Below are 16270 nucleotides of genomic sequence, written 5' to 3'. Positions count from 1 at the left end.
ATCCAGAAAAACCTATGGTTTTTTACGCTTATTGGCGTCTTTCCAGATAAAAATTCCAAATCCTACGAAGAACAACACCATGAGGCCTACAGTCAGCACTCCGGCAAACACCACATTATCGAAAAACATGACTGGCCTCCTGCTCTTGCCCTGTTGCGATAGGGCTAAGTTAACCAAGAAGACGGGGGGATAAATTGACGAGGATCAATGTCGCCTGCAACGGGGTGTAAAGAAGGGGAATAACTGACCTACATCAATAGATGTAGGGCACTTCAACGCTTTTTCGGTTTGTTTTTCTGCTTTTTCTTTGGTTTTGCCTTGCCCAGGAGCATCGGCATGGCCTGCTCGAAGGCCTGGCGTACTTCATTCAGGCGCTTGTCATTGAGGTCGTGGACACGTTTGGCCCGTTCGGCATTCAGGTCGATCAGCTTGTCGTCATCACTCATGGCTTGGCTTACGTGGTGGCTGGAAGGGTTCAATAATGCGTCCTGGCCCGCCTTGCGGCAAATAACCGGCAAACAAAATATGTGTCGCTACGCATTTAAACCTCGACATCCACCCACAACCCTTGCCGGGGCGCATCTTCGATCAGCGGCGCCACGGGCACGGTGTTATCGGCATTGAGTTCATCGCCAGGAATGGCCAAGTGCTGTTCGGGATCATCATCGGCCTCACGCCGGCGCTTTTGCTGTTCCTGCTGACGCCGCTGCTCTTCGCGCAGCAGCAGGGTCGACTGCTCCGCATCGCGCTTCTTCAGGTCGATAGTACTTTCGTTAGAACCCGGCTGCACTGGTACTACCGGCGGAATATCGGGTTTTGGACGCACCGGGTCGAGTTGCGATGTAACCGGCACAACACTCAAGGGCAAGATGGGTGGCAGCATAATTTTTGGTCTCCTGTCAGCAGACTGTCGGCTGCTGGGACGACGACTTGAATCTGGAGTCGCCAACGTGTGAACCAATCGTCATCTATCTGATAAACGCACCGCCCTTTTTCTTGCCGCTTGTAGCTTAAAGCGTGAAGCTGCTCCTATTCCTTTTGGTCTGGGAGCCTTGTTCCGTTAGAATAGTCGGCTTTTTCACGGTGGGAGTCAGGCAGCATGGCGCAGCAGTATCAACCGGGGCAACGCTGGATTAGTGACAGCGAAGCAGAGCTAGGGTTAGGCACCGTTCTGGCACAGGACGGTCGCTTGTTGACCGTGCTCTATCCGGCCACTGGCGAGACCCGCCAGTATGCGCTACGGAATGCGCCCCTCACTCGCGTGAGGTTTTCGCCGGGTGACACCATCACCCATTTCGAAGACTGGAAAATGACCGTGCGCGAAGTCGACGACGTCGACGGCCTGCTGGTCTATCACGGCCTCAATGGGCAGAACGAAGTCGTTACCCTGCCAGAAACCCAACTGTCGAACTTTATCCAGTTTCGCCTGGCCAGCGACCGTCTGTTCGCCGGGCAGATCGACCCACTGGCCTGGTTCTCCCTGCGCTACAACACCCTGGAGCACACCAGTCGCCAGTTGCAATCCTCACTCTGGGGCCTGGGCGGCGTGCGTGCGCAGCCGATTGCGCACCAACTGCACATTGCCCGCGAAGTGGCCGACCGTATCGCGCCCCGGGTTTTGCTGGCAGACGAAGTAGGCCTGGGCAAGACCATCGAAGCCGGCCTGGTGATCCATCGCCAGTTGCTGTCCGGTCGTGCCAATCGCGTGCTGATCGTGGTGCCGGAAAACCTGCAGCACCAGTGGCTGGTAGAAATGCGCCGCCGCTTCAACCTGCAAGTGGCGCTGTTCGACGAAGAACGCTTTATCGAAAGCGATGCCGCCAACCCGTTCGAAGACACCCAACTCGCGCTGGTAGCCCTGGAATGGCTGGTAGACGACGAGAAAGCCCAGGACGCACTGTTCGCCGCTGGCTGGGACTTGCTGGTAGTAGACGAAGCCCACCACCTGGTCTGGCACGAAGAAAATGCCAGCCCTGAATACGTGCTGGTCGAGCAACTCGCCGAAGTCATTCCTGGCGTGCTGCTGCTCACGGCCACCCCGGAACAACTGGGCCAGGACAGTCACTTCGCCCGTCTGCGCCTGCTGGACCCAAACCGTTTCCACGACCTGCACGCTTTTCGCGCAGAGAGCGAAAATTATCGCCCTGTAGCCGAAGCCGTCCAGGAGCTGTTGGACAAGGGCCGTCTCTCGCCAACTGCGCACAAGACCATCCAGAGCTTCCTCGGTAACGAAGGCGAAGCCCTGCTGACCGCCGTCAACGATGGCGACACCGAAGCCAGTGCCCGCCTGGTCCGCGAACTGCTGGACCGCCACGGCACCGGCCGCGTGCTGTTTCGCAACACTCGCGCCGCCGTGCAGGGTTTCCCGGAGCGCAAGCTGCATGCCTACCCGCTGCCATGCCCGGACGAATACCTCGAACTGCCGCTGGGCGAACATGCCGAGCTGTACCCGGAAGTCAGCTTCCAGGCCCTGCCGGACGTTGAGGAAGAACAACGCTGGTGGCGCTTCGACCCTCGGGTCGAATGGCTGATCGATCAGTTGAAAATGCTCAAGCGCACCAAGGTCCTGGTGATCTGCGCCCACGCCGAAACCGCCATGGACCTGGAAGACGCCCTGCGCGTACGCTCCGGCATCCCGGCCACGGTGTTCCACGAGGGCATGAACATCCTCGAACGGGATCGCGCTGCTGCCTACTTTGCTGATGAAGAGTTCGGTGCCCAGGTACTGATCTGTTCGGAAATCGGCAGTGAAGGCCGCAACTTCCAGTTCTCCCACCACCTGGTGCTCTTCGACCTGCCGTCCCACCCCGACCTGCTGGAACAGCGGATCGGCCGTCTGGACCGGATCGGCCAGAAGCATGTAATCGAGCTGCATGTCCCGTACCTGGAAACCAGCCCCCAACAGCGGCTGTTCCAGTGGTACCACGAAGCGCTAAACGCCTTCCTCAACACCTGCCCGACCGGCAACGCCTTGCAGCATCAGTTTGGCCCGCGCCTGCTGCCGCTGTTGGAAAACGCCGATGACGACGAGTGGCAAGGGCTGATCGACGAAGCCCGCACCGAGCGCGTGCGCCTGGAAGCCGAGCTGCACACCGGTCGCGACCGTTTGCTGGAGCTGAACTCCGGTGGCGCCGGCGAAGGTGATGCGCTGGTGGAGGACATCCTGGAACAGGACGACCAGTTCGCCCTGCCGATCTACATGGAAACCCTGTTCGACGCCTTCGGTATCGACAGCGAAGACCATTCGGAAAACGCACTGATCCTCAAGCCCAGCGAAAAAATGCTCGACGCCAGCTTCCCCCTGGGCGACGACGAAGGCGTGACCATCACCTACGACCGCAACCAGGCGCTGTCACGCGAAGACATGCAGTTCATCACCTGGGAACACCCGATGGTCCAGGGCGGCATGGACTTGGTACTGTCCGGCTCCATGGGCAATACCGCCGTGGCGATGATCAAGAACAAGGCCCTCAAACCAGGCACCGTGTTGCTGGAACTGCTCTACGTCAGCGAAGTGGTTGCCCCGCGTTCGCTGCAACTGGGCCGCTACCTGCCACCGGCGGCGCTGCGCTGCCTGCTGGATGCCAACGGCAATGACCTGTCAGGCCGGGTGTCATTCGAGACCTTGAACGATCAGTTGGAAAGCGTGCCACGGGCCAGCGCCAACAAGTTCGTACAGGCCCAGCGCGATCAACTGACGCCACGGATCAATGCCGGTGAAGAAAAGATCGCCCCGCGTCACGCCGAGCGCGTAGCCGAGGCCCAGCGCCGTCTGGCCGCCGACACCGACGAAGAACTGGCACGCCTGACCGCCCTGCAAGCGGTCAACCCGACCGTGCGCGACAGCGAGCTGATTGCCCTGCGTCAGCAACGTGAGCAAGGCCTGGCCATGCTCGACAAGGCGGCGCTGCGACTGGAAGCGATTCGGGTGTTGGTGGCGGGTTGATTACCGCCCTGCCCTGCTGAACAAGAAGGCCCGCGCAATGCGGGCCTTCTTTTGATCTGAGTTCATCAAGCCGTGACCGCCGGGCTCGCGACCTCCGCCACCCCCAACCCATCCCTCATCCGCTGGGCATCCTTCACAAAACACCGCGATGCCTGAAACAGAAACAGCATGGTCAAAAACAGCGCGACCGGAATCAGATACATAGCGTCGTGCAGGCCCACGGCTTTAAAGGCTTCGTTCATTTGTTCAGCACCTGCCGCGTACATCGCCGTATGGGCAAAGTGATCGGACAGACCACCCACCACCACCGGCCCCATGCCACCACCCAACAAATACAACCCGGCAAAAAACAGCGCCATGGCCGTGGCCCGCAGACGCGGCTCCACCACGTCCTGGATCGCGGTGTAGACGCATGTGTAGAAGTTATAGGCAAACAGCCAGCCAACGCTGAACACCGCAACGAACACGCCAATCTCGATACGCCCCGCGTGCAGAGCCCAGGCCGTACACACCGTCGAAATAATCAGGCTGAAGGCGGCGAACAACAGCCGCCCATTAGGGATACGTTGGTGAATCTTGTCGGCCACCCAACCACCCAGTGTCAGACCAAACAACCCGGTCACGCCGACAATCACCCCAGTGGCGACAGCCGCTTCCTGCAATGGCATCAGAAAGTAGCGCTGCAGCATCGGCACCAGGAACGAGTTGCACGCGTAGGTAGCAAAGTTGAAGCACAGCCCGGCCAGTACCAGCCAGAGAAAGGTCGGTATCGCCAGCACCCGACGGATCGGCCGATCGACCTTTTCCTGGGAGACTTGCACGGCTTCCGCGGCGCCTCGCTTGGGTTCCTTGATGTAGAACATGAACACCGCGAGGATCAGCCCCGGCACGGCGGCAATAAAGAACGGCGCGCGCCAGCTGTCGAAAGCCTTGACCATCGCGCCGATGGTAAAGAACGCCAGCAACAGGCCCAACGGCAGGCCCAGCATGAAAATGCCCATGGCCCTCGCCCGGCGGTGCGGCGGAAACAAGTCGCCAATCAGCGAGTTGGCAGCCGGAGCGTAGCTGGCTTCACCAATGCCGATACCCATGCGCACCAGCAGGAAGGTCCAGAAACTGCCAACCATGCCATTGACCGCCGTTAGCCCGCTCCAGGCCGCCAGGCCCCAGCCCATCAGCTTGCTGCGCGAGCCGGTGTCGGCCATGCGTCCCAGCGGCAGACCAGCAATGGCATAGACGATGGTGAACGCAGTACCGATGATGCCGAGTTGGAAGTCACTGAGGTGCCATTCCATGCGAATCGGTTCGATGATAATCGCCGGGATGGTGCGATCGAAGAAATTGAACAGGTTCGCCAGGAACAGCAGGAACAGAATGCGCCAGGCATTCGCCGCTTGGGTCGAGTTCTGCATGGGTCCGTCTCTTTATTGTTATATGAGCCGCAATGCCAGACGCATCCTGAGCCCGGAACCTGCAATCTAGTCAGCCTCGCCGGGATTGTCTGTAATGATTCGTAAGTCTGATATCACTCCATGGGGCTACCGCCCCGAGCGCCCCACGTCACCCCGTTCATTTGGTTCTAGTTGTTCATAAATACATCGCAAAAAGATCAGCATCATTTTGCCATTACGCCTTGCAACCCTCCCACTCTCTCTATACTCAAGCTCATTGTCAGGCAACGACTCTGTGACGGGATATGCTATGGAATGGCTTGGTTTGCATTTTTTTACCGACCTTCCAGAGAACGGGCATTTATTACTCAATTGCAGTCATAACCCCATTCTGGTGCTACTGGCTTATCTGGTCGCCTGCGCGGCGAGTTTCGGTACCCTGGAGATGGCCGAACGCGTCGGCCACGTCGATAATCCCCTGTCCCAGCGACGCTGGCGCTGGGTCGGTGCCAGCTGCCTGGCGGGGGGAATCTGGTCGACCCACTTCATCAGCATGCTGGCCTTCCAGGCACCAATCACCATTCATTACGAATTGATGATGACCTTTGCCTCGTTGCTGATCGCAATGATCGCCTCGTTGTTTGCCATGCAAACCCTCAGTCATGCGCAACTGCATTTTCCCCAGTACCTGCGGGCGTCCGTGTGGATGGGGCTGGGCATTGCCTTGATGCATTACGTCGACATATCGGCGATGCGCTCTGACGCACAGGTGTACTTTCAGTCTGGACTGTTTGTGTTATCAGTGATGATCGCCATCAGCGCCAGCCTCGCAGCATTGTTGTTGTCCCATCACCTGCGAAACGGCAGCCGGAGGTTTCACCAACTGCTTAAATATGGCGCCAGCCTGGTGCTCGGGGCGGGCATTATCAGCATGCATTTCACGGCCATGGCCGCCATGCAGTTGCTGGTGCCCACAGGCGTTGTTCCGTCGCTGCCCATCGACAATAACCCGATGCAGTTGGGCCTGTCGGTCGCCGTCATCACACTGCTGGTGGTGGGCAGCAGCATCAGCGCCGCCCTGGCGGACAAGAAACTGGAACAGAAGGAACGCGATCTGCGCCGAGTCAATGCATTGCTCAGCGAACTGGACCAGGCACGGGTGTCCCTGCAGAAAGTAGCCCATTACGACGCTTTGACCAGCCTGCTCAACCGCCGTGGCTTCAACCAGATTTTCGCAGAGAAACTGGCGGAAAAAACCATGGACGAAGGCATGCTGGCGGTGATTTTCCTGGATATCGATCACTTCAAGCGCATCAACGACAGCCTCGGCCATGACGCCGGCGATCAATTGCTTACCGTGCTGGCCAGCCATATCAAAAGCTCGGTGCGCAGCCACAACGATGTGGTCGCCCGTTTCGGCGGTGATGAATTCTGCATCCTCATCAGCATTCACCATCGCGACGAAGCACGGCATATGGCCCAGCGCATCATGCAGAAAATGAAAGAGCCCATCGAGTTGGCCGGGCGGCGCATGGTCATGACCACCAGTATTGGCATCAGCATCTTCCCCGACGACGGCGCAACCAGCGAGGAGTTGCTGAAAACCGCCGACCTGGCGCTTTACCAGTCCAAGGACGCAGGCCGTAACAGCCTGAACTTTTTCAGTTCCAACCTGAAAACCCGGGCCTTTCTTGAACTGCAACTGGAAGAAGAGTTGCGCAACGCCCTGCGTAACGGCAACGAACTGGCGCTGTATTACCAGCCCATTCTTGACCTGCAAAAAGGCCAGGTCACTCGGCTCGAAGCCCTGGTGCGCTGGCAACATCCGCAACATGGCCTGCTGACTCCCGAGCGGTTTATCAGCATTGCCGAAAACAACGGGCTGATTGCCGAACTGGACAACTGGGTATTGCGCCAGGCCTGTGCCGACTTGAGCTTGCTGTCTGAAAAGGGCTACCCCTACTTGACGATGGCAGTGAACTGTTCAGCACTGAACCTGGCACGTGACGAGCTGGCGGATGAAATCGAAAGTGCCCTGCGCAGCAGCGGCATTGCCGCCAATCGCCTTGAGCTGGAAGTGACCGAGAACGCGCTGATGGGCAACATCAGCAGCACCCTGGGGCTCCTGCGGCAAATCCGCGCGCTGGGGGTCTCGCTGTCCATCGACGACTTCGGCACCGGCTATTCATCCCTCGCCTACCTGAAACGCTTGCCCCTCAACACCTTGAAAATCGATCGTTCGTTTATTCAGGACATCCCCAAATCCAATGCTGACGTGGAAATCGTCCAGGCAATCATAGGTATGGCCCACACTCTGCATCTGCAAGTGATCACCGAAGGGGTCGAAACCCTGCAACAGCTGGAAGTATTGACCCAGCACGGCTGCGATTTCGTTCAGGGCTACCTGCTCAGCGCGGCAGTGCCGGCCAGTGAAATAGCCGCAGTGATCGCCGGTCTTGATCAGCGCAATCTGCTAAATTCACTGAGTCTGGTGGGCGGAAAAGAAGCCTCGGTGCCGAAGGCTTCTGCTCCGGGATGTGTAGGGCCGCCCTCGGTTGTGAGGCCCATCCGCTGATATCCGCCATTTGGCAAATCGCCATCATTTGATTAAAGAAGTCCGACCAACGGCCGATCCATGAGAGTCCGGCGCGAGTTCCCCTAGAGATTCTAAGGTTAAACCCTATCGCTCCGGCCCGTGACGCGCGGTAAAGTCGCGAACTCTCACTCAGTGATGGCTCTTTGATATCTGCCAGCCATCCGTCCAAGCATAATGGCGCACAATGACTTCTAAAAATAATCCTGCCACCGCGGTATCCGACGTGTCGCTGACAGCTCCTGCGGAAAAACCCTCAGGCCCAAAGTCATTGAGCAGTTCACGTGCGCTGGCCACTCAGCAATACCTGTATTTCACCGAAACCAACACCGACCGCATCCTCGACAACCTCGATGGACTGCGGGACATGGTGTTCCCGCGCCCTCCCCATCTGGAAGGTGACAGTGAGCTGCGCGGTGAGCAGGAGTTTCCTTCAGTCTGCCTGATCGGCCTGGGTCGTTGCGGTTCGAACATTGCACTGGACGTCGCAGAACTGGTGTACAACGCCCGCAAGTTTTACTTGAACGAGTTCAGCACTGAAGACAAGTCAGTGAATAAGGGCTATAGCCCGGCCCAGTGGCTTCGCAACAATTTGCGCCTGGGTTCCGGCAAAGCCAGTAAACCGGTGTTCCTGGTAGAGCCGCTGGTGATGCTCGGCGACCTGGACAAAGACATCGCCGGGCGTATCCGCTTCTCACGCAAGGGCGAGAAAAGCGGCTTTTTGCGCGACTACAGCAAGATGAAAATCATGGACCTTTCGGAAGTTCATGCCGGTGGCGCCGGCAACGCGCCGATCCTCGGCCAGTACCTGGCCAAGATCATCCTCAATAAGGACACCCAGCGTTTTTCCAGCCCCGACTGGAAAATGATCCACTCGTACCTGATCGACTCCTGCGGCATCAAGGCCAACCAGTCGCGCCTGTACTTTTCGATCTTCAGCGCCGGCGGCGGTACCGGTTCGGGCATGGCCTCGGAATTCGGCCTGGCCCAGCAACACTCGTACATGAACAAGACGTTCGACACCAAGCCTGCCGACGAGCATGACAGCAAGAGCGGCCACGCATTCGTCTTCGAACCGATCTTCACCAGCGGCATTTGCGTACTGCCGAACATCTCCGATCACCGCAGCGAGATGTCCGAGGCACTGCACATCAACGCCGGTCGGCTGCTGTGTAAATACCTGTCTGAAGAATGGGACTTTTCCTACAACTTCGACAACGAAGACAGCAGCGAAGCCAGCGTCAAGGGGCGCATCCGGCCGTGGAACGCGATGATGCTGATCTCCAACGACATCATGCGTTACGCCGAAGAAAGCGACGACGGCAACATCCAGAATATTGATGTCAATGCCATGGAAAAACACGCCAACCAGTACATATCACAGCAAATCTTCAACATCCTGACCGCCCAGGCGGTGACCACCGACTACGACCAGAACTACTTCCGTCGGGCCGGTATCGACATCGGCGAAACCATCCGCCTGGATGCCAACGACCTGTTTATGAGCCTAGCCGGCCCCGTGGCCATTGCCTACGCCGAATCAGTGGTACCGGAAACCCCGATGCCTTCGAGCGACAAGTTCAAGGTGTTCGAAAAAGAGCCTCAGCGCCTGAACATCGACGACCTGTTCTTCCGCTCCATCGACCTGCCGCACTTCAACAAAGTCACCCAGGCCATCGAAGGCATCAGCCTGCTGCCCATCGAGTCCAAGCGCTATAAGGCGTCCCTTGAGCAGTACAAGAACTCCGGCTATGACGCGGCGGCCTTGCACGACCTGCACTTCTTCAAGAACTGCTCGTCGGTGGTGTCGATTGTCTCGTTGCCCAAGGACTACAAGCTGTCCTATATGGACCTGAATCGGCTCAAGACCCACCTCAACAGCTTGTTTCCCAACACCACCCTCAAGCGCTATGCGCTGGTGATCGGCGCGTCGGCCAACCTCTCGCTGACCACCCTGATCGCCAAGAGCCCGTGCCTGTCGGACGACTTTCTGACACTGATCGTGGCCTTTATCAAACGCTGCTTTGCGCGTAATCCGTATCGCTTCGACGACACGCTCGACAACTCGATCCTCGACTTCATCATCCACGATGACTTCGACGAGGACCGCATCGACGAATTGCTCAACGAATTCGAAAACCCGGCGAAGATCCTCGATACCAACTGGTACGCAATCAAGCCGATGTATGAGAAGAAGTACCGCGAGCTGATCAACGACAAGGACAAGTTTGTCTCGATCAACGACATTCGTCTGTCGCGGGACTGCGTGAAGAAGGCCATCAAGTACTTGCGCGAGATTTACCGTCACCGGATTGGCAAGACCAAGGTTATTTCCTTGAATAACCATACGGGGAAGACGGCCTAAACCGCGCAGCCCCCATCGCAGGCAAGCCAGCCCCACATATTTGACCGTGTTGTAATGACGAACGCCGATCAAATGTGGGAGCTGGCTTGCCTGCGATAGCGGTCTTTCAATTTTCAAATATCTACCGCCCTTGCCACACCCAGAAACAATTCCCCCGGCATTCCGCCACCGATAGAACTGTTCCCGTGACGCGCACGTCACCCTCGGCTGTGACCTTTCTCTACGGCCAGATGCCATCACCGCGTCTGCAGTTACTCCGCTACACACTTCTTATCGAATAAAGCACGCACTATTTTGGAGCATCCGTTTTTGACGATGCCCTTTCCTGGATCAAAATCCACGGCGAAACCACCACCGCCCATACACCTGGATCACGCTCCACGAGGTCCAATGCCCGCGTCGCAGACACTTCGCCAAGACTCCCCGAGGCCAGCCAGGCAGCGACTTTCTCGTGATTATCTTCGGCCATCCCTTCGGCGGCCTCGATCAAATCCAAGCTGGCGTCGACCCACAATAGGGCACCCTTGGCAAAGAACGGCTCAAGCTCCTTCCAGAAAATTTCGGCGGTTTCGCCGAGCAGCTTGGCATAGAGGGTGCTAGGTTCTTGCGTCATGGGAGTTCACCTGAGGAAAAAATCGGCGCAATCATACCGTCGTGCCTTGGACAGAAAAACCCAGTTGCAAATGAGTCATCGATTGAAAGTGTCAGCAAAGCCAAGGATTGCCCGAAACTCTGGCATTACCACGCCGCTATTCTGTCTTTTTCTTTCATTTAAGCGACATACCCGGCATTTGCCCCCAGCAGCCAGCTTTTCAAGCGATCAACCGGCGCTCTACACTGTACCGGTACAGTTGCCAGGGTGCTGCTGGGGGGATATCCGAGATATCTGATCCGGTTCTGCAGCTCGCAAGGCCGCTAGAACTATAAAAAATACAACAGTAAGAGTGGAGCACTATGAATAAGGCTACTAAGCAGATTTCCAAACTGTTTGCCGCTATGGTCCTGGCAGGGGTTGCCAGCCATTCGTTCGCAGCTGACACCATCAAGATTGGCATCGCCGGCCCTAAAACCGGCCCGGTAGCCCAGTACGGCGACATGCAGTTCAGCGGCGCAAAAATGGCCATTGAACAAATCAACGCCAAGGGCGGCGTCAACGGCAAGCAGCTTCAAGCCGTTGAATACGATGATGCCTGCGATCCGAAACAAGCCGTGGCCGTGGCCAACAAAGTCGTCAACGACGGCATCAAGTTCGTGGTTGGTCACCTGTGCTCCAGCTCCACTCAACCGGCTTCGGACATCTACGAAGACGAAGGCGTGATCATGATCACCCCTGCCGCCACCAGCCCGGACATCACCTCCCGTGGCTACAAGATGATCTTCCGCACCATCGGCCTGGACAGCGCCCAGGGGCCTGCGGCCGGCAACTACATCGCCGACCACGTGAAGCCGAAAATCGTCGCGGTACTGCACGACAAGCAGCAGTACGGTGAAGGCATCGCCACCGCGGTGAAGAAAACCCTGGAAAGCAAAGGCGTGAAAGTTGCCGTGTTCGAAGGCATCAATGCCGGCGACAAGGACTTCTCCTCGATGATCGCCAAGCTCAAGCAAGCCAACGTCGACTTCGTCTACTACGGCGGCTATCACCCGGAGCTGGGTCTGATCCTGCGTCAATCCCAGGAAAAAGGCCTGAAAGCCAAGTTCATGGGCCCGGAAGGCGTGGGTAACGACTCCATTTCGCAGATCGCCAAGGACGCTTCCGAAGGCCTGCTGGTGACCCTGCCGAAATCCTTTGACCAGGACCCTGCCAACGTCGCCCTGAAGACTGCCTTCGAAGCCAAGAAGGAAGATCCGAGCGGTCCGTTCGTGTTCCCGTCCTACTCCGCAGTTAAAGTGATCGCCGATGCAATCACCGAAGCCAAGAGCGAAGACTCGGCCAAAGTGGCTGAAGCCATCCACGCGGGTACCTTCAAGACCCCGACTGGCGACCTGAGTTTCGACGCCAAGGGCGACCTGAAAGACTTCAAGTTTGTGGTTTACGAGTGGCACTTCGGCAAACCTAAAACCGAAGCTTCCCCTCAGTAAGGTTCTTCATTACTGACGGCCAACAAAGCCCACGGTGCGCCGTGGGCTTTGTTTTACGAATGTAATGGGCCGCGCTTGCGTGATCCGCAAGTCTCCCCACCTGAAAATCTCAAAACCGTCATCAGCGGTTCGCTGGCAAACCTCATGTTCGAAGTGGATGCAGATCCACGGGGCTTGAGCGGGAAAATGACTCCACCAGTGAAATGCGTATCAGGTTTTTAGGAGCGCTGTAATGCCTGACATCTATCACTTCTTCCAGCAGTTGGTTAACGGCCTGACCGTTGGCAGCACGTATGCCCTGATCGCCATCGGCTATACGATGGTTTACGGCATCATTGGAATGATCAACTTCGCCCACGGCGAGGTGTACATGATTGGCTCTTACGTGGCGTTCATCGCCATCGCCGGGCTGACCATGATGGGACTCGACAGTGTCCCGCTCTTGATGACCGTGGGTTTTCTCGCGAGCATCGTCGTCTGCAGTGCCTATGGCTACAGTATCGAACGGATCGCTTATCGCCCCCTGCGTGGCAGTAACCGTCTTATCCCACTGATCTCCGCCATCGGCATGTCGATTTTTCTGCAGAACACCGTTCTACTGGCGCAAGACTCCAAGGACAAATCCATCCCCAACCTGATCCCCGGCAACATTTCCTTCGGGCCAGGTGGCGCACATGAAGTGCTGATTTCCTACATGCAGATCGTGGTGTTCGTGGTGACTCTGCTCGCCATGCTCGGCCTGACCCTGTTCATCTCCCGTTCACGCCTGGGTCGCGCCTGCCGCGCCTGCGCCGAAGACATCAAGATGGCCAACCTGCTGGGTATCAACACCAACAACATCATTGCCCTGACCTTCGTCATCGGTGCCGCACTGGCCGCCGTCGCGGCAGTGCTGCTGAGCATGCAATACGGCGTGATCAACCCCAATGCCGGCTTCCTGGTCGGACTCAAGGCCTTCACCGCTGCCGTTCTCGGTGGCATCGGCAGTATCCCCGGCGCGATGCTCGGCGGGCTGGTGCTGGGTGTGGCCGAAGCGTTCGGTGCCGACGTGTTCGGCGACCAATACAAGGACGTCGTCGCATTCGGCTTGCTGGTACTGGTGCTGCTGTTCCGGCCAACCGGCATCCTCGGCCGTCCGGAGGTTGAAAAGGTATGACACGCAATCTTAAATCGGCGCTGTTCAGCGCCTTGTTGGTGTGGGCCGTGGCCTACCCGGTTCTGGGTTTGAAACTGACCATCGTCGGCATCAACCTGGAAGTTCATAACACCAGCACTGCCACGCTGCTGACCATTGCCGTGTGCTCACTACTGATGTTCGTGCGGGTGTTTTTCCATTCGCAAATCAGTGCAGCCTGGAAATCCTCGCCCAACATGCCGCTGATCCCGGCCAAGGCCAGCAACTTCCTGACCCTGCCAAGCACTCAGCGCTGGATCATCCTCGGCCTGGTGATGGTGGCATTGGTCTGGCCGTTCTTCGGCTCTCGCGGCGCGGTGGATATCGCCACGCTGATCCTGATCTACGTGATGCTCGGCCTTGGCCTGAACATCGTGGTAGGCCTGGCAGGTCTGCTGGACCTGGGTTATGTCGGCTTCTATGCCGTCGGCGCCTACAGCTACGCGTTGATGTCCCACTACTTCGGCTGGGGCTTCTGGATCTGCCTGCCGCTCGCCGGGATGATGGCCGCCACCTTCGGCTTCCTGCTGGGCTTCCCAGTGTTGCGCTTGCGGGGCGACTATCTGGCCATCGTGACCCTGGGCTTTGGTGAGATCATCCGTCTGTTGCTGCGCAACATGACCGACCTCACCGGCGGCCCCAACGGCATCAGCAACATCGACAAGCCGACTTTCTTCGGCCTGACGTTTGAGCGCAAGGCTGCCGAGGGCATGCAGACCTTCCACGAATACTTCGGCCTGGAATACAACTCCATCAACAAGGTGATCTTCCTTTACCTGGTTGCGTTGTTGCTGGCCCTGCTGGCGCTGTTCGTGATCAACCGCCTGCTGCGCATGCCCATCGGGCGCGCCTGGGAAGCGCTGCGTGAAGATGAAATCGCCTGCCGTGCCCTGGGTCTGAACCCTACCGTGATCAAACTCTCGGCCTTCACCCTAGGCGCCGCGTTCGCCGGTTTTGCCGGCAGCTTCTTTGCTGCTCGTCAGGGCCTGGTGACACCGGAGTCGTTCACCTTCATCGAGTCGGCGATCATCCTCGCCATCGTCGTACTGGGTGGCATGGGCTCGCAGTTGGGCGTGATCCTGGCGGCCGTCGTGATGATCCTGCTGCCGGAAATGATGCGTGAGTTCAGTGAATATCGCATGTTGATGTTCGGCGCCATGATGGTGCTGATGATGATCTGGCGTCCTCAAGGCCTGCTGCCCATGCAACGTCCACACATGGAGTTGCGCAAATGAGCCGCGAGATCCTGAAAGTCGAAAACTTGAGCATGCGCTTCGGCGGCTTGCTGGCGGTCAACCGCGTGGCCCTGACCGTAAAGGAAAAACAGGTCGTGGCGTTGATTGGTCCTAACGGTGCCGGCAAGACCACGGTGTTCAACTGCCTGACCGGCTTCTACAAGCCCAGCGGTGGCAGCATCCTGCTGGACGGCCAGCCCATTCAGGGCCTGGCTGGCCACGAGATCGCCCGCAAGGGCGTGGTGCGCACCTTCCAGAACGTGCGTTTGTTCAAGGACATGACGGCGGTCGAGAACCTGTTGATCGCCCAGCATCGTCACCTGAACACCAACTTCCTGGCGGGCCTGTTCCAGACCCCTGCGTTCCGCAAAAGCGAACGCGAGGCCATGGAATACGCCGCGTACTGGCTGGACAAGGTCAACCTCACCGAGTTTGCCAACCGTCCTGCCGGGACTCTTGCCTACGGTCAGCAACGTCGCCTGGAAATCGCCCGCTGCATGATGACCCGCCCGCGGATCCTCATGCTCGACGAACCCGCCGCCGGCCTGAACCCCAAGGAAACCGAAGACCTCAAGGCGTTGATCGGTGTGCTGCGTGAAGAAAACAACGCGACCGTGCTGCTGATCGAACACGATATGAAACTGGTCATGAGCATTTCCGACCACATCGTCGTGATCAACCAGGGCACGCCACTGGCCGACGGAACGCCGGAACAGATCCGCGACAATCCGGAAGTGATCAAAGCCTATTTGGGGGAAGCGTAAATGCTGCAATTCGAAAACGTTTCCACTTTCTACGGCAAGATCCAGGCCCTGCATGACGTCAACGTCGAAGTGCGCCAGGGTGAGATCGTCACCCTGATCGGCGCCAACGGTGCCGGTAAATCTACCCTACTGATGACCTTGTGCGGTTCGCCCCAGGCTCACAGCGGTAGCATCCGCTACATGGGTGAAGAGCTGGTGGGCCAGCATTCCTCGAACATCATGCGCAAGAGTATTGCCGTGGTGCCGGAAGGTCGTCGGGTGTTTGCCCGCCTGACCGTGGAAGAAAACCTGGCCATGGGCGGGTTCTTTACCGACAAGGGCGATTACCAGGAGCAGATGGACAAGGTGTTGCACCTCTTTCCACGGCTCAAGGAACGCTTCAGCCAGCGTGGCGGCACCATGTCCGGCGGCGAGCAGCAAATGCTCGCCATCGGTCGGGCACTGATGAGCAAACCCAAGCTGTTGCTCCTGGACGAGCCGTCCCTGGGGCTGGCGCCGATCATCATCCAGCAGATCTTCGACATCATCGAACAACTGCGCAAGGACGGTGTAACGGTGTTCCTGGTGGAGCAGAACGCCAACCAGGCGCTGAAAATCGCCGACCGCGCCTATGTGCTGGAAAACGGCCGGGTGGTGATGCAGGGCAGCGGTGAACAATTACTGACCGATCCAAAGGTGCGTGAGGCGTATCTGGGCGGTTAACCAAGCGCGGCATCACAA

General features: G+C 58.0%; 13 protein-coding genes. 8 read left to right on the top strand and 5 right to left on the bottom strand.

Annotated features, from left to right (window positions below; all coding sequences use genetic code 11):
• Positions 1-12 precede the first annotated feature (12 nt).
• The 3 genes from ccoM to ACZRJ6_RS11980 all read right to left on the bottom strand — a co-directional run bounded on the left by ccoM (position 13) and on the right by ACZRJ6_RS11980 (position 883).
• On the bottom strand, positions 13-129 hold the full coding sequence (ccoM, locus tag ACZRJ6_RS11990) for a cytochrome c oxidase subunit CcoM (RefSeq protein ID WP_339529084.1): 117 nt from the start codon (positions 127-129) through the stop codon (positions 13-15).
• Positions 130-272: 143 nt separating this feature from the next.
• Positions 273-479, bottom strand: a complete 207-nt coding sequence (locus ACZRJ6_RS11985; RefSeq protein WP_149413059.1) for a hypothetical protein — start codon at positions 477-479, stop codon at positions 273-275.
• 62 nt (positions 480-541) lie between these two features.
• On the bottom strand, positions 542-883 hold the full coding sequence (locus ACZRJ6_RS11980; RefSeq protein ID WP_463968272.1) for an aspartate-semialdehyde dehydrogenase: 342 nt from the start codon (positions 881-883) through the stop codon (positions 542-544).
• A gap of 216 nt (positions 884-1099) precedes the next feature.
• Here ACZRJ6_RS11980 and rapA point away from each other — a divergent pair, with 216 nt between their 5' ends.
• A complete protein-coding gene (gene rapA / locus ACZRJ6_RS11975; RefSeq protein WP_463968271.1) occupies positions 1100-3946 on the top strand; it encodes an RNA polymerase-associated protein RapA in 2847 nt (948 codons plus the stop codon).
• A 65-nt stretch (positions 3947-4011) separates the two neighbouring features.
• On the opposite strand, the gene ACZRJ6_RS11970 is transcribed toward rapA, so the two are convergent.
• Positions 4012-5358, bottom strand: coding sequence for a spinster family MFS transporter (locus ACZRJ6_RS11970; protein WP_463968270.1), 1347 nt, complete (start codon positions 5356-5358; stop codon positions 4012-4014).
• 289 nt (positions 5359-5647) lie between these two features.
• Here ACZRJ6_RS11970 and ACZRJ6_RS11965 point away from each other — a divergent pair, with 289 nt between their 5' ends.
• Positions 5648-7912 (top strand): putative bifunctional diguanylate cyclase/phosphodiesterase, encoded by a 2265-nt coding sequence (locus tag ACZRJ6_RS11965; RefSeq protein ID WP_463968269.1) that lies wholly within the window; start codon positions 5648-5650, stop codon positions 7910-7912.
• Positions 7913-8117: 205 nt separating this feature from the next.
• On the top strand, positions 8118-10295 hold the full coding sequence (locus tag ACZRJ6_RS11960) for a hypothetical protein (RefSeq protein ID WP_463968268.1): 2178 nt from the start codon (positions 8118-8120) through the stop codon (positions 10293-10295).
• 289 nt (positions 10296-10584) lie between these two features.
• On the opposite strand, the gene ACZRJ6_RS11955 is transcribed toward ACZRJ6_RS11960, so the two are convergent.
• The gene (locus tag ACZRJ6_RS11955) at positions 10585-10908 is read right to left on the bottom strand and encodes a DUF2288 domain-containing protein (protein WP_463968267.1); all 324 of its coding nucleotides are present in this window, start codon (positions 10906-10908) and stop codon (positions 10585-10587) included.
• A 341-nt stretch (positions 10909-11249) separates the two neighbouring features.
• Here ACZRJ6_RS11955 and ACZRJ6_RS11950 point away from each other — a divergent pair, with 341 nt between their 5' ends.
• The 5 genes from ACZRJ6_RS11950 to ACZRJ6_RS11930 all read left to right on the top strand — a co-directional run bounded on the left by ACZRJ6_RS11950 (position 11250) and on the right by ACZRJ6_RS11930 (position 16252).
• Entirely contained in the window at positions 11250-12377 is a 1128-nt protein-coding gene (locus ACZRJ6_RS11950) for a branched-chain amino acid ABC transporter substrate-binding protein (protein ID WP_463968266.1), read from the top strand.
• 232 nt (positions 12378-12609) lie between these two features.
• Complete coding sequence (livH, locus tag ACZRJ6_RS11945) at positions 12610-13533, top strand: high-affinity branched-chain amino acid ABC transporter permease LivH (RefSeq protein WP_133099352.1); 924 nt, start codon at positions 12610-12612, stop codon at positions 13531-13533.
• The gene (locus ACZRJ6_RS11940) at positions 13530-14786 is read left to right on the top strand and encodes a high-affinity branched-chain amino acid ABC transporter permease LivM (protein WP_463968265.1); all 1257 of its coding nucleotides are present in this window, start codon (positions 13530-13532) and stop codon (positions 14784-14786) included. Before livH ends, ACZRJ6_RS11940 begins: the two co-directional genes overlap by 4 nt.
• Positions 14783-15550 carry a high-affinity branched-chain amino acid ABC transporter ATP-binding protein LivG gene (gene livG, locus ACZRJ6_RS11935; RefSeq protein ID WP_463968264.1) on the top strand — a complete coding sequence of 256 codons (768 nt, stop codon included), beginning with the start codon at positions 14783-14785 and terminating at the stop codon, positions 15548-15550. The genes ACZRJ6_RS11940 and livG overlap by 4 nt, the downstream gene beginning before the upstream one ends.
• Positions 15551-16252, top strand: coding sequence for an ABC transporter ATP-binding protein (locus ACZRJ6_RS11930; RefSeq protein ID WP_133099355.1), 702 nt, complete (start codon positions 15551-15553; stop codon positions 16250-16252). It begins immediately after the preceding gene.
• Positions 16253-16270: the final 18 nt, after the last annotated feature.

The sequence above is a fragment of the Pseudomonas sp. C321 genome, assembly GCF_055407105.1.
This window is presented reverse-complemented; position numbering and strand designations above follow the sequence as displayed.

What these genes read in the sequence shown, in the direction of transcription:
- ccoM (WP_339529084.1), bottom strand. Translation starts at nt 129, where the DNA reads ATGTTTTTCGATAATGTGGTGTTTGCCGGAGTGCTGACTGTAGGCCTC.
- ACZRJ6_RS11980 (WP_463968272.1), bottom strand. Translation starts at nt 883, where the DNA reads ATGCTGCCACCCATCTTGCCCTTGAGTGTTGTGCCGGTTACATCGCAA.
- rapA (WP_463968271.1), top strand. Translation starts at nt 1,100, where the DNA reads ATGGCGCAGCAGTATCAACCGGGGCAACGCTGGATTAGTGACAGCGAA.
- ACZRJ6_RS11970 (WP_463968270.1), bottom strand. Translation starts at nt 5,358, where the DNA reads ATGCAGAACTCGACCCAAGCGGCGAATGCCTGGCGCATTCTGTTCCTG.
- ACZRJ6_RS11965 (WP_463968269.1), top strand. Translation starts at nt 5,648, where the DNA reads ATGGAATGGCTTGGTTTGCATTTTTTTACCGACCTTCCAGAGAACGGG.
- ACZRJ6_RS11960 (WP_463968268.1), top strand. Translation starts at nt 8,118, where the DNA reads ATGACTTCTAAAAATAATCCTGCCACCGCGGTATCCGACGTGTCGCTG.
- ACZRJ6_RS11955 (WP_463968267.1), bottom strand. Translation starts at nt 10,908, where the DNA reads ATGACGCAAGAACCTAGCACCCTCTATGCCAAGCTGCTCGGCGAAACC.
- ACZRJ6_RS11950 (WP_463968266.1), top strand. Translation starts at nt 11,250, where the DNA reads ATGAATAAGGCTACTAAGCAGATTTCCAAACTGTTTGCCGCTATGGTC.
- livH (WP_133099352.1), top strand. Translation starts at nt 12,610, where the DNA reads ATGCCTGACATCTATCACTTCTTCCAGCAGTTGGTTAACGGCCTGACC.
- ACZRJ6_RS11940 (WP_463968265.1), top strand. Translation starts at nt 13,530, where the DNA reads ATGACACGCAATCTTAAATCGGCGCTGTTCAGCGCCTTGTTGGTGTGG.
- livG (WP_463968264.1), top strand. Translation starts at nt 14,783, where the DNA reads ATGAGCCGCGAGATCCTGAAAGTCGAAAACTTGAGCATGCGCTTCGGC.
- ACZRJ6_RS11930 (WP_133099355.1), top strand. Translation starts at nt 15,551, where the DNA reads ATGCTGCAATTCGAAAACGTTTCCACTTTCTACGGCAAGATCCAGGCC.